Below are 14154 nucleotides of genomic sequence, written 5' to 3' on the forward strand. Positions count from 1 at the left end.
TGTAATTTACGATTTTTGATTTTAGATTTACGATTGGGGTGAATGCTGATATGTAGAAGGGTTTCGAAGAGGTAGTTTATGATTTTAAATTTTAGATTTTAAATTGAGAAACAGGTAGGTGAAAATTACACACTGGTACGGACTTGTTGTGTAATTTACGATTTTTGATTTACAATGGAAATACAGAATCAATAAGTTGCCGGAAAATTTTCAGGTATATGAATGGAATGAAGTGATTAACTTAATGTTTTCGGAAATATTATAGGGAAAGTAATTGCTATATCTATAATCTGGAAAATATATAAAATTGCAATCTCAAGATTGCAAATAATTATATTTTATATTATTTTTGTATGGCAAAAAAGAGAAAATGGACAGTTTACGTAGTACGCACAATACATTATTAAAAGAGCGTGTTTCTGCTATTCGTCGCGGACTTGCAGATCAAATCAACAGGAAGAGCCGTTTGATTGCTGTAAAAGGGAGCCGGGGTGTAGGGAAAACGAATTTCTTATTGGATTATTGCCGCGACTATTATCCGGACGATGTTTCCTGTTTGTATGTAAATATCAATAATCTTTTTTTTGCTGCAGAAGGACTTTATCATTTTGTTGAACGTTTTTATAAGTTGGGAGGGAAAGTCCTTTTATTAGACCAGGTTCATAAATATCCCGGCTGGGACCGGGAGTTGCAAGCCTGTTATCATTCTTTTCCCGGTTTGCAGATTGTGTTTACGATTTCTTCCATCGTTCGGGTAAAATCGAATGAATATCTGAAAGAGATCGTGGATATGTATAATTTGAGCGGTTTGTCGTTCCGGGAGTTTCTGGAGCTTGAAACAGGGTATCAGTTTCCGGTATTTTCATTTAAGGAGATTGTGGAAAAGCACGAGCAGATCGTAGACGGTATTCTGGCTCAGATTCGTCCTTTGGCCTATTTCGGGAATTATTTACGATACGGTTATTATCCGATATATTTGGAAGAAAAATCACATATTGATTATTTGTTGAAAAATATCAATTTGACTTTGGAATTTGATATTCCCTACAATAATCAAATAGAACTGAAATATCTGCCCAAACTAAAAAAATTATTGTATCTTGTGGCGCGGGATAATGGTGGCAGTGTGAATATCAGTAGATTGAGTGCCGATATCGGCGTATCCCGGGCTACGGTGCTGAATTATTTGTATTACATGAAAAATGCCCGTTTGTTGACATTGTTGTTGCCGGAAGGGAATGAGGAAGATTGTTTGCGTAAGCCGAACAGACTGTATATGCACAATTCGAATTTGTTGAATGCAGTTTGTCTGGACGAGGTGGATAAGCAGGTATTACGGAAAACATTTTTTTTGAGTCAATTGTGTCCGGTGCATCGTATAAATTATACGGATAGGGCTGATTTCCTGATTGACGGTATGTATCATGTAAATGTTTGTGAGGAAGGAAAAGAAAAGGGGGCGGATGATGTTATTCTGATGGAAGATATGATAGAACGGGGAAAAGGAAATGTCATACCTCTCTGGTTATCGGGATTTACCTATTGACGGGAAGATTAAGATTGAGAATTAAATATAGTAATAAATCAAAATTGAATGTCGAAAGCCAAAATTATTTTTGTTTTCAATTTTCAGTTTTCAATTAATTTAAAAAGATGGCAAAAGAAAAACAATTCATGACTTGTGATGGTAACGCTGCCGCTGCACATATAGCATATATGTTCAGTGAAGTATCGTGTATTTATCCCATCACTCCGTCTTCGCCGATGGCTGAGAATGTCGACGAGTGGGCGGCTAAAGGGAGAAAGAATATGTTCGGAGAAACCGTACGTGTGATCGAAATGCAATCAGAAGCCGGTGCTGCCGGAGCTGTTCACGGTTCTTTACAGGCCGGTGCATTGACCAGTACTTATACTGCTTCACAGGGATTGTTGTTGATGATTCCGAACATGTATAAAATTGCCGGGGAATTATTGCCTTGTGTATTTCATGTAAGTGCACGGGCATTAGCTGCTCATGCTTTGAATATTTTCGGAGATCATGCCGATGTTTATGCAGCCCGTCAAACCGGTTTTGCTATGTTGGCTTCCGGCTCTGTACAGGAAGTGATGGATTTGTCAGCTGTTTCTCATTTGACGGCAATAAAATCCCGTGTTCCGTTTGTGAATTTCTTCGATGGTTTCCGTACCTCTCACGAGATACAGAAAATTGAAGCTTTGGATATGGAAGATTTGCGGGGACTGGTGGATATGGAGGCTTTGCAGGCATTCCGTAGCCGCTCGTTGAATTCCGAAACTCCGGTAACCCGTGGTACGGCTCAAAATCCGGATATTTATTTCCAGGGACGTGAAGCTTGTAATAAATTTTATGAATTAGTGCCTGACCTCGTGGCCGCTTATATGGATGAAATTTCTAAGCTGACTGGAAGAAAATATCGTCCGTTTGATTACTATGGTGCTCCGGATGCTGAAAATATCATTATCGCTATGGGATCGATAACGGATACCATTCGTGAAGTAATTGATTATAAATTGGCGCAAGGAGAGAAAGTCGGTTTGATAGCCGTTCATTTGTATCGTCCGTTCTCTGCCAAATATTTTATGGAAGCTGTGCCCGCATCTGTAAAACGGATTACAGTACTTGACCGTACTAAAGAGCCGGGAGCTAACGGTGATCCGTTGTATTTGGATGTAAAAGATATATTCTATGGAAAAGCAAATGCGCCTTTGATTGTAGGCGGACGTTATGGTATGGGGTCCAAGGATGTGACTCCGGCTCAAATCATCGCTATTTATAAAAATATGGCTTTGAATGAACCGAAAAATCAGTTCACAGTCGGTATCGTGGATGATGTAACATTCAAATCGCTGCCTTTGGAGCAGGAAGTAAAGGTGACCTCCGATTCCACCTACGAAGCCAAATTTTATGGGTTGGGTTCGGACGGTACGGTTGGTGCCAATAAGAATTCCATCAAGATTATTGGAGGAGCTACGAATAAATATTGTCAGGCATATTTCGCATATGATTCCAAGAAGTCGGGTGGTTTTACCGCTTCTCACCTGCGTTTCGGAGATGAACCGATTCGTTCTACCTATCTGGTGACAACTCCTGACTTTGTCGCTTGTCATGTGCCTGCATATATCCATCAGTATGATGTATTGAAAGGGTTGAAAAAAGGCGGTTCGTTCCTGTTGAATTCTCTTTGGGATGCCGAAGAAACGGCTAAGCATATGCCGAACCATATGAAGAAATATCTGGCAGATAACGAAATTAATTTCTATATCATTAATGGTACGAAGATCGGTCAGGAATTGGGATTGGGGAATCGTACCAATACGATTATGCAGAGTGCTTTTTTCAAGATTACGAATGTGATTCCTTACGAACTGGCTGTTAAAGAAATGAAAGCCGCTATCGTGAAATCTTACGGTACGAAAGGGGAAGCTATCGTAAATATGAATTATGCTGCCGTAGACGCCGGTGGTAAGGAAGGCAATCTGGTGAAAGTCAATGTTCCTGCCGAATGGAAGAACTTACCGGATGAAATGCCGGGTCATGATGGCAACCGCCCTGAATTTATCCGTAATGTTGTAGATGTGATGAATGCTCAGAAGGGAGACGATCTGCCTGTCAGTGCTTTTGTCGGCAGAGAAGACGGTACATTCCCTTGTGGAACAGCGAAATATGAAAAACGGGGTATTGCTGTGAATGTTCCGGAATGGCAGGTTGAAAACTGTATACAGTGTAACCAATGTGCTTATGTATGTCCTCACGCTGCTATCCGTCCTTTCCTGATGACGAGTGAGGAATTGGCTGCTGCTCCTGCCGGAACACAATCAAAACCGGCAATCGGTAAAGAGCTGGCTGGATATCAATTCAGAATTCAGGTATCTCCCTTGGATTGTACGGGGTGTGGTAACTGTGCCGATGTTTGTCCGGCTAAAACCAAAGCTTTGGTCATGAAACCGCTGGAATCTCAGGAGGTTGAAATGTCTCGTTGGGAATATATGGATAAGAAAGTTGGTTACAAACAAGTTGTAGAACCGAACAATGTGAAGAATTCACAATTTGTTCAGCCTTTGTTTGAGTTCTCTGGTGCCTGTGCCGGTTGTGGTGAAACTCCGTATATCAAATTAATCACTCAGTTGTTCGGAGAAAGAATGATGGTAGCTAATGCAACGGGTTGTTCTTCTATTTACGGTGCATCTGCTCCCTCTACTCCTTATTGTACAAATTATAAGACGGGGCGTGGTCCGGCCTGGGCTAATTCATTATTTGAAGATAATGCTGAATTCGGTTTCGGTATGGCAGAAGGTGCAAACCGTTTACGTGAAAGAGTGAAGAGATTGCTGGAAGAAAACATGTCAGCTTTCTCTGCTGCTGTACAAGCTGCTGCTACTGCATGGATTGCCGGTTTTGATGATAAAGACCAGACTTTGGCTTTGAGCGATGCATTGCTTGCTGCCCTGGAAAAAGAGACTGCTCCGGTAGCTAAGGAAATTTTAAGTCTGAAGGCTTATTTCACGAAGAAATCTCAATGGATATTCGGTGGTGACGGTTGGGCTTATGATATCGGTTACGGTGGTGTAGATCATGTATTGGCCAGCGGACATGACGTAAATATTTTGGTTGTCGATACCGAAGTATATTCGAATACCGGTGGACAGTCTTCTAAATCAACGCCGACGGGTGCCGTTGCCAAGTTTGCTGCCAGCGGTAAACGGGTAAGGAAAAAAGATTTGGGTATGATGGCTATGTCTTATGGCTATGTTTATGTAGCACAGGTAGCAATGGGGGCAAATCAGGCTCAATATATCAAAGCATTGAAAGAAGCGGAAGCATATCCGGGACCGTCTTTGATTATAGCTTACGCTCCCTGTATCAACCACGGTTTGAAGGCTAGCATGGGTAAATCACAGGCAGAGGAGAAAAAAGCCGTTGAGTGTGGTTACTGGCAGTTGTATCGTTATAATCCGTTGTTGGAGTGTGAAGGTAAAAATCCGTTCCAATTGGATTCTAAGGAACCTGATTTCTCTAAATTCCGTGAGTTCCTGATGGGTGAAGTACGTTTCAATTCTTTGGTAAAAGCTGCTCCTGCAGATGCAGAGAAGCTGTTTGAAACAACAGAAGCAAATGCCAAATGGAGATACGAAGGTTATAAACGTCATGCTGAAATGAAGTATGGTGAATAAATAAGATCTTTGGATCCGGATAAGGGCTGCATTTTGCAGCCCTTTTTTTATGGAATGGGGAGGAAAAGATACAAACCGGACTGATAATTGATACGGGAAGGATATATTGCAATCTGTTCTTATTCCGCTTGCCGAGCTTTTCGTGTTGATTGTTTTTTATAAAAATTTACATTAAATTGCATATCCTATTTTTTTTCGTATTTTTGACTGTAATTTTATGTCGTTAGGTATAAAGAACAAAAGTGTAAGTTTAAAAGATAATTTTATGGAAGAATTAGAAACAAAAAATCAGGAGCAACCCAAACAAACGATTATAATTCAGCAGCCTGTTTCCCGTTCGAACGGTTTGGGTACTGCGGGGTTTGTATTGGCATTGATTGCATTATTTTTAGGCTGGATTCCGTTTTTAGGCTGGATTGTATGGTTGTTAGGACTTATTTTTTCTGCCTGCGGTATGTTTAAAGCTCCCAGGGGGCTTGCTATTGCCGGACTGGTAATATCTCTGATCGGGGTGATATTATTGCTGGCTGTTTTCGGTGCCGTAACTGCTGCTCTTACGTTGTGATAAAAACGGGGGATGCGACTTTCTGAATCTTCACAGATTTAATAGAAGAAAAATAATGGGGCGATGAAAAAATATTTTCATTACCCTATTTTTGTTTCTATAAACTTTTTCTTTTGGGTATTTTCTTAATTTTTATTTACCTTTGAGCCATTATTAACAGTCAGAAAGGGGTGCCTGAATAGTACGGGCTGAGATTATACCCATTGAACCTGATCCGGGTAATGCCGGCGAAGGGAGTTATGTAACAGATGTGCGCCTTTCTGTTATAATTTAAAGCACAAATGAATAAAAAATTTTGGATCATTGCCACATTATTGCATTGTGGTTTGTATGCCGTTGCAGAAACAGAAACGACGGATTCTTTGCGTCATGTAAATCTTGAAGAGGCTCAGGTCTTTTCAACGCGTGCAACAGCGAGGACTCCGATTGCTTTTGTCAATATCAGTAAAGAGGCAATTCAGAAACAAAATGCCGGTTTGGATATTCCGTTTTTATTGTTGATGACGCCTTCCGTATTGACCACGACAGATGCCGGTGCCGGAATCGGCTACTCGACGATACGTGTACGGGGTACGGATGCGACTCGTATTAATGTAACCACTAATGGTATTCCGATGAATGATGCGGAGAGTCATGCTATTTTTTGGGTGAATACGCCGGATTTGGCTTCTTCTTTGAAAGATATGCAGATACAGCGCGGGGCCGGAACTTCAACGAACGGGGCCGGTGCTTTCGGGGGAAGTATCAATATGCAGACAGAGAGCTCTGCCATCAATCCTTATGCAGAAATCAGCGGTTCTTACGGTTCGTTTAATACACAGAAAGAAACGTTTAAAGTGGGAACCGGTCTGGTGAATAATCGTTGGGCTTTCGATGCCCGGCTTTCGCATATTAAAAGTGATGGTTATAGAGACCGGGCTTCTGCCCAATTGAAATCTTATTTTGCTCAGGCCGGGTATTACGGAGATAAAACGACAGTTAAATTTATTACTTTCGGTGGCAAAGAAGAAACTTATCATGCCTGGGACGGTATAACCAAGGATATGCTGGAAACCGATCGTACCTATAACCCGAATGGAGTAATTGAAGATGAGAACGGAAAGGCTGTGGGTTTTTATGATGATCAACTGGATGTGTATCGTCAAACCCATTATCAGTTATTATTCAACCATATTTTCAATCCGGCCTGGAATTTAAATGTTGCTTTTCATTACACCGGCGGGGAAGGATATTACCAGGAATACAAGAATGGCCGCTATCTGGCCGAATATGGATTACAACCTTATGTGGATGCTGAAGGCAAAACGGTTGAAACTTCGAATTTAATCCGGAGAAAGAATGTCGCCAGTGATTTCGGTGGTATGGTTTTTTCTTTAAATTATCAAACCGGAAAATTACAGGCATCTCTCGGAGGCGGAATGAATAAATACAAGAATGATCACGATGGAAATGTAATTTGGGTGAAAAATTATATCGGCGATCTTGCTCCCGATCATAAGTTCTATGAAAATACCGGAGAGAAACTGGATGCCAATATATACGGACGTCTGAATTATGAATTTGTACGTAATCTGAATTTTTACGTCGATTTACAATATCGTCATATTAATTATACGATAAAAGGAGTGAACGATAAATACGATTGGAGTGCGGGTCATATGCAGCCATTGAATTTGGATGAAACCTTTAACTTTTTTAATCCGAAAGCGGGACTTTTCTGGCAGATCAATTCTCAAAACAGTGCTTACGCTTCATTTGCTGTAGCGCAGAAGGAACCGACCCGAAATAATTACACTGACGGTTTCTTTACCCAACGCCCCAACGCCGAACGTCTGCTGGATTATGAGCTCGGATATACTTTCCGCTCGGGCCGTTTTACTGCCGGCGTGAATTTGTATTATATGGATTATAAAGATCAACTGGTATTGACCGGACAGTTGAACGAGATCGGAGAAGCCGTATCAGCTAACGTAAAAGATAGTTATCGTACGGGTGCCGAATTGTCGGCCGGAATGAGGTTTACAAATTGGTTGCGTTGGGATGTCAATGCGACGTTGAGCCGTAACCGGATTAAGCATTATACGGAATATTTGAGCGATGTGAATGAGAACTGGAAAGATATGACAACAGCAGATGGCGGTATTTCTCAAACAGCCAATTATTTGGGATCCACTCCGATTTCTTTTTCTCCGGATTTTATGTTGAATAGCTTGATTGCTTTCAATTATAAGGGATTGGATGCCTCGTTACAGTCTCAGTATGTAAGTAAGCAGTACCTGAATAATTCCGGGGATAATGATTGTACATTGGATGCTTATTTTGTAAGTAATTTGAATGTAAGTTATACTTTCAAGCTGCCGGCGATGAAATCGGTAACGGTAGGGGTAACGGTGTATAACCTGTTCGATGAAACGTATGAAAGCAACGGATATGCCAGTCGTACGGCTGTTTACCCGACACCGGACAGAATAAAACCGGCGGGTGTCAAACCGGAAGTAGTACCTTATGCGGCTTATTATCCCAATGCCGGAATTAATGCGTTGGCGTATCTGACGTTGCGATTTTAAAAGATAAGGTTGGAACCGGTGTTAATATCGGTTCCAATTGTAAATCAAAAATTTATGGGTTCGTATCTTGGTTTTTTGTAATTTTATTCTTTTATAGTCGATCTGAAATTTACATTTTAAAGCAGCTATGGATTATTTAGAAATTATCGGGACCCTTGTCGGATTGCTATATCTCTGGTTCGAATATAAAGCGAGTATCTGGCTTTGGGCTGCGGGTATTGTCATGCCGGCTTTAAGTCTTATGGTGTATTATCGGTCCGGATTATATGCGGATTTCGGTATTAATATTTACTATCTTTTAGCCGGTATATACGGTTGGGCGATGTGGTTAAAAGGGGCTTCCGGTAAGAAAGAGCTTCCGGTTATACATACGCCTATAAAACAGATTTTGCCGTTGACAGCTATAGCTGTCGGGTTATTGTTGTTTATTGCCTGGATATTGATTCGTTTTACGGATAGTACAGTTCCCTGGCTTGACAGTTTGACAACGGCATTGAGTATTGTGGCCATGTGGATGTTGGCTTATAAACATGCCGAACAATGGTTGGTATGGATTATTGTCGATGTTGTTAGTTGTGGGTTATATATTTATAAAGGTTTACCTTTCTATGCCGCTTTATATGGATTTTATACTATAATTGCCTTCTTCGGCTATTTCAAATGGTTGAAAATGATCTCCGAAGAAAGATAATTTATGATTTCTGGATTCTGATTTATCTCCCTAACTAACCGTTTGTTTTAATTTAGAATTTGCAATTAAAATTCTACTTTTGCCTTGTAATTGTATTGAAAGATGAAGCATTATCCTTTATGTGGTAAGGGGCATTTGCCGGAGGTTGTTATATTGGCGGACGGGAATTTTCCGAGGACCCGTTCGGCTGTTGAGATGTTAAAACGATTGCCGATAGTATGTTGTGACGGGGCGACCGGTAAATTATTGCGTCATGGGTATAAGCCTCACGCTATTGTCGGAGATGGAGATTCGCTTTCATCTGTACTTCGGAAACAATATGCTTCTATTATTCATCTGGAAAAGGAACAGGAAACCAATGATTTGAGCAAAGCTTTCCGTTTTTGTCTGGAAAAGGGTTGGAGAAATATTCTGATCCTGGGGGCAACAGGAAAAAGGGAAGATCATACTTTGGGAAATATCAGTCTTTTGATGGATTATATGTCCTGTGCTCAGGTACAGATGTTGACGGATTACGGTTTGTTTACCCCTGTTTGCGGAGATTCTGAGTTTGAGTCTTTTCCGGGACAACAGGTATCTGTGTTTAATATGGGATGTACTTATCTGAAAGGTGAAAATCTGGCTTATCCGCTCTCTCCGTTTACGAATTGGTGGCAGGGAACTTTAAATGAGGCAACTGAAACCTGTTTCCGGGTTATTACGGACGGAAAGCTGTTGGTATACCGGGTTGGCGGTTTATTGAAATAATAAGAATGTAATTTTTATCATTATTTACAAAACTTCCTAAAATTTTTATCAATCTGATTTATGTTATATATTTGCGGAAATTTAGTTATCGGTTGCATGTACGGTAATCATTTTACGGTTTATTAAATTTATTTTTCATGAAAAGGCAATTGATTTCCTTATTGGTGCTATGTTTTGGAATATTTCAATTACAAGCAGCAGATAAACAGGTGATCCGGATTTCGACAGCCGCTACGGATTTAATTTTTCAGGTGGGGGCGAACGGGCGTTTGTATCAGTCGTATTTAGGTCCCCGATTTATGAACGGGACGGATATAGAGTGTTTGTCAAAAGACAGAAATGTAGCGGCACAAGGGTGGGAAGTATATCCGGGTTCAGGAATGGAGGATTATTTTGAACCGGCATTAGGTATCACTCATAATGATGGGAATATGGCGACTTTGTTGAAGTTTGTTTCACAGGAAGTCCGTCGGATAGATACGAATGTGGAAGAAACCATAATTACATTGAAAGATGAGGTTTATCCGATCGAGGTGAAGTTACATTATGTGTCTTTTGCCAAAGAGAATGTGATTAAATCCTGGTCGGAGATATGCCATCGGGAGAAAAAGCCGGTGACTTTATTCCGTTATGCTTCTGCTATGTTTTATTTTGAAAGTCCGCGCTATTTTTTGACCGAATTCAGTGGTGATTGGGCGCGTGAGGCGATGATGACTTCTCAGGAGCTACAATTCGGTAAGAAAATTATTGACACGAAACTAGGAAGCCGGGCTGCCATGCATGCACATCCGTTTTTTCAATTGGGTCTGGGGCATCCGATGGCTGAAAACGAAGGATTGGTATTGGTCGGTACTATCGGATGGACCGGAAATTTCCGGTTTACCTTTGAAGTGGATAATGTGGGAAATTTGCGCGTAATTTCAGGCATAAATCCTTATGCTTCCTGTTATGAGCTTGTGCCGGGAGAGGTTTTTAAGACACCTGAATTTATTTTTACTCTCAGTGGGAATGGTGTCGGCGATGCCAGTCGCAATTTGCATGATTGGGCACGGCATTACCAGGTAAAAGACGGATTGGGGGCACGGCTTACTTTATTGAATAATTGGGAAAATACCGGATTTAATTTTAATGAAGAGATATTGCTTGGTTTGATGAAAGAAGCGAAGCATTTGGGGGTCGATATGTTTTTGCTCGATGACGGTTGGTTTGGGAATAATCATCCCCGAAATGACGACCGTGCTGGTTTGGGTGACTGGGAACCAATGAAGAGTAAATTACCTAATGGTGTTGGTCCTTTAGTCGAGGGGGCCGAAAAAGCAGGAGTCAAATTCGGAATCTGGGTCGAGCCGGAAATGGTAAATCCGAAAAGTGATTTGTTTGAAGAGCATCCGGAATGGGTGATTCATCAGCCTAACCGGGAACCTTATTACTATCGCAATCAGTTAGTATTGGATATGAGTAATCCAAAAGTACAGGATTATGTATATGGGATTATTGATAACTTAATGACCCGACATCCGGGAATTGCTTTTTTCAAATGGGATTGCAACAGTCCGATCACCAATATTTATTCTCCGTATTTGAAAAATAAGCAGTCACAATTGTATATAGATCACGTACGTGGGATATATGGCGTTTTGGAGCGGCTAAAAGAAAAATATCCGAATCTGCCGATGATGCTTTGCTCCGGGGGAGGAGCCCGTTGTGATTATGAGGCATTGAAATATTTCACTGAATTTTGGCCAAGCGATAATACGGAGCCGGTGGAACGTATTTTTATTCAATGGGGATTTTCGCAAGTGTTTCCTTCACAGGTTTTGTGTGCGCATGTCACTGGCTGGGGGAAACAATCCGTCAAATTCCGAACGGATGTTGCTATGATGTGTAAATTGGGATTTGACATCGGTATTGCAGATATGACAGCAGATGAACAGGCGTTTTGTCAGGAAGCTGTGAAAAATTTTAAACGCCTTTCTCCGGTTATTCTACAAGGAGATTTCTATCGTCTGGTTTCTCCTTATGAAACAAATCATGCTGCGGTTGTACATGTCGGAAAAGATAAGCGTAAAGCAGTTCTTTATGCTTATGATTTGTATCCTCGTTTTGGAGAAAAATTATTTCCGGTAAAACTACAGGGATTAAATCCCGTTAAAAACTATAAAATCGAAGAGATCAATTTGATGCCGGGACATCAATCCGATTTAACTGCCCACGGAAAAATATATTCCGGTGATTTTTTAATGAAGGTGGGTATAGACGTGTTTACAGGTAACAAGACACATAGCCGGATTCTTGAAATAACAGCTCAATAAATAATAAGAGGTGTGGTTTCAACCGCACCTCTTATCATTTAAGGAGTAAATTATTGATTTTTTCTTTCAACATCTGGACATTTATCGGTTTGGCAATGTAGTCTGTAAATCCGTAGGACAGGATATTTTTAACATCCTGAGAGTAGGCATAGGCAGTTACTGCAATAACCGGAACGTTGGATGATATTTTGCGAATTTCAGAAAGAGCTTCGTATCCGTTAACTTCAGGCATACGGATATCCATTAGAAGTATGACAGGATTATAGAGCTTAAAAAGAGTGATTGCTTCGCGTCCGTTATAAGCATGTAAAAGCTGGAAGTCTGCTTTTAGAACATATTCCAACAACAGGTAATTATCTCTGTTATCTTCGGCTATGACAATAATAGGTTTGTTTTTTGAATTATGCATGTATTCTGTCTGCCTAAATTAATATTCTGTTGAATATAAATGCAATTCCGAATGTAAAAATTTTATGATTTCAATATTCTAAAGTCATTTATACGGAATACGACTTTATTTGATTCACACACACACCATAAAATAATACTTATGACCCTTTTAGAGGGAGATTCAAAGGTACGTTTTTTAAGTTTATAAAAATGGGAAAAATTCAAATAGAAATGTAAGAAGGAAGAATAGATATAAATATTTTTTTAATTATTGAAATACAGTTGTTTATGATGTATTGAATAACCTGTATGAATGATTTTAATTTCTATCTGTCAATTTTTGTGATTACACAAAAAAAACGTACCTTAAATTTGGCTGAAAGATACTATTTGTTATGTGTGTAATTTGCTTTTTTACATCGCTTTCCGTTTTTATGGCATGTCTTTTTCAACTTTCTTAAACACACTACCGTATCTCGTAAAAAAAGTATATCTTTGCAGTTCGTTAATGTTGGACGTTTAATATTTTTGTTTCCGGACAGATCATGCAATATACTTTATTGGCTAAAGATAAGAATAGTGAAGCTCGTTGTGGGGTATTAACAACGGCGCACGGGGAAATTCATACTCCTATTTTTATGCCGGTAGGAACGGTGGGAACAGTGAAAGCTGTACATGCCCGGGAATTAAAAACTGATATTCGTGCAGAAATTATTCTGGGGAATACGTATCATTTGTATTTACGTCCGGGAACAGATATATTGCAAGCTGCCGGAGGATTACATAAATTCAACGGCTGGGACAGACCCATCCTGACGGACAGCGGAGGTTTTCAGGTTTTTTCTTTGACCGATCGGCGGAAGATTACCGAAGAAGGAGTCATATTTCATTCCCACATTGATGGCTCGAAACACATTTTTACACCGGAATCCGTAATGGATATCCAGCGTAAAATAGGGGCGGATATCATTATGGCTTTCGATGAATGTCCTCCGGGAACAAGTGAATACGGATATGCAAAAAAATCTTTGGAATTGACGCAGCGCTGGCTGGAACGCTGTGTAAAACATCTGGATGCCACGGAGCCTTTGTATGGTTACGAACAAAATCTGTTTCCTATTGTTCAGGGATGTGTGTATAAGGATTTGCGGGAGCGGTCGGCGGAGCATGCGGTAGCGCTGGATCGGGCCGGATATGCTATCGGCGGCTTGGCTGTCGGTGAACCGGCAGAAGACATGTATGCGATGATAGAAGTCGTAAACCGTATTTTACCGCAAAATAAACCCCGTTATTTGATGGGGGTAGGTACTCCGGAAAATATTCTGGAAGCGATTGCTTTGGGAGTAGATATGTTCGACTGTGTTATGCCCACCCGGAATGGACGTAACGGAATGTTGTTTACGACTGAAGGTGTGATTAATATAAAAAACAGAAAGTGGGATAGGGATTTTTCTCCTTTAGATCCTGCCGGATTATGCTTTGTTGACACAGATTATACAAAGGCATATCTCAGACATCTGATAAAGGCCGATGAAATATTGGGATTACAAATATGTTCTATCCATAATCTGGCTTTTTATTTATGGTTGGTTCGTGAAGCCAGAAAACATATTCTGGAAGGAGATTTTGCTGTCTGGAAATCACGAATGGTAAAAAAAGTAACAACACGGTTGTAATAGGAAGCTGCTATTT

General features: G+C 40.4%; 9 protein-coding genes and 1 riboswitch. Of the genes, 8 read left to right on the forward strand and 1 reads right to left on the reverse strand.

What is annotated here, in order from left to right:
* The first annotated feature begins 370 nt into the window (after positions 1-370).
* From DD657_RS05250 to DD657_RS05280, 7 genes are all read left to right on the forward strand, one after another.
* Positions 371-1546: an AAA family ATPase gene (locus DD657_RS05250; protein WP_118774678.1), complete on the forward strand. Its 1176-nt coding sequence runs from the start codon at positions 371-373 to the stop codon at positions 1544-1546.
* Between the two features lie 107 nt (positions 1547-1653).
* The gene (nifJ, locus tag DD657_RS05255; protein WP_287048849.1) at positions 1654-5190 is read left to right on the forward strand and encodes a pyruvate:ferredoxin (flavodoxin) oxidoreductase; all 3537 of its coding nucleotides are present in this window, start codon (positions 1654-1656) and stop codon (positions 5188-5190) included.
* A gap of 265 nt (positions 5191-5455) precedes the next feature.
* On the forward strand, positions 5456-5755 hold the full coding sequence (locus DD657_RS05260) for a hypothetical protein (protein WP_068689948.1): 300 nt from the start codon (positions 5456-5458) through the stop codon (positions 5753-5755).
* A gap of 156 nt (positions 5756-5911) precedes the next feature.
* A riboswitch (TPP riboswitch) is annotated at positions 5912-6009 on the forward strand.
* Positions 6010-6036: 27 nt separating this feature from the next.
* A complete protein-coding gene (locus DD657_RS05265) occupies positions 6037-8322 on the forward strand; it encodes a TonB-dependent receptor (protein WP_287048851.1) in 2286 nt (761 codons plus the stop codon).
* Positions 8323-8449: 127 nt separating this feature from the next.
* Positions 8450-9013, forward strand: a complete 564-nt coding sequence (gene pnuC / locus DD657_RS05270) for a nicotinamide riboside transporter PnuC (protein ID WP_068689945.1) — start codon at positions 8450-8452, stop codon at positions 9011-9013.
* A 102-nt stretch (positions 9014-9115) separates the two neighbouring features.
* Entirely contained in the window at positions 9116-9760 is a 645-nt protein-coding gene (locus DD657_RS05275; protein ID WP_287048853.1) for a thiamine diphosphokinase, read from the forward strand.
* 137 nt (positions 9761-9897) lie between these two features.
* The gene (locus DD657_RS05280; RefSeq protein ID WP_287048854.1) at positions 9898-12072 is read left to right on the forward strand and encodes an alpha-galactosidase; all 2175 of its coding nucleotides are present in this window, start codon (positions 9898-9900) and stop codon (positions 12070-12072) included.
* A 34-nt stretch (positions 12073-12106) separates the two neighbouring features.
* Here the strand turns inward: DD657_RS05280 and DD657_RS05285 are convergent, their stop codons facing one another.
* Positions 12107-12481: a response regulator gene (locus tag DD657_RS05285; protein ID WP_287048856.1), complete on the reverse strand. Its 375-nt coding sequence runs from the start codon at positions 12479-12481 to the stop codon at positions 12107-12109.
* 526 nt (positions 12482-13007) lie between these two features.
* On the opposite strand from DD657_RS05285, the gene tgt reads away from it, so the two are divergent.
* Positions 13008-14138, forward strand: coding sequence for a tRNA guanosine(34) transglycosylase Tgt (tgt, locus tag DD657_RS05290; protein WP_287048857.1), 1131 nt, complete (start codon positions 13008-13010; stop codon positions 14136-14138).
* The last annotated feature ends 16 nt before the right edge of the window (positions 14139-14154 follow it).

Source organism: Culturomica sp., assembly GCF_003524185.1.
GTDB lineage: Bacteria > Bacteroidota > Bacteroidia > Bacteroidales > Marinifilaceae > Culturomica > Culturomica massiliensis.

Bases quoted from the DNA above. Each gene is read 5' to 3' on its own strand.
- DD657_RS05250 (WP_118774678.1), top strand. From the start codon at position 371: ATGGACAGTTTACGTAGTACGCACAATACATTATTAAAAGAGCGTGTT.
- nifJ (WP_287048849.1), top strand. From the start codon at position 1,654: ATGGCAAAAGAAAAACAATTCATGACTTGTGATGGTAACGCTGCCGCT.
- DD657_RS05260 (WP_068689948.1), top strand. From the start codon at position 5,456: ATGGAAGAATTAGAAACAAAAAATCAGGAGCAACCCAAACAAACGATT.
- DD657_RS05265 (WP_287048851.1), top strand. From the start codon at position 6,037: ATGAATAAAAAATTTTGGATCATTGCCACATTATTGCATTGTGGTTTG.
- pnuC (WP_068689945.1), top strand. From the start codon at position 8,450: ATGGATTATTTAGAAATTATCGGGACCCTTGTCGGATTGCTATATCTC.
- DD657_RS05275 (WP_287048853.1), top strand. From the start codon at position 9,116: ATGAAGCATTATCCTTTATGTGGTAAGGGGCATTTGCCGGAGGTTGTT.
- DD657_RS05280 (WP_287048854.1), top strand. From the start codon at position 9,898: ATGAAAAGGCAATTGATTTCCTTATTGGTGCTATGTTTTGGAATATTT.
- DD657_RS05285 (WP_287048856.1), bottom strand. From the start codon at position 12,481: ATGCATAATTCAAAAAACAAACCTATTATTGTCATAGCCGAAGATAAC.
- tgt (WP_287048857.1), top strand. From the start codon at position 13,008: ATGCAATATACTTTATTGGCTAAAGATAAGAATAGTGAAGCTCGTTGT.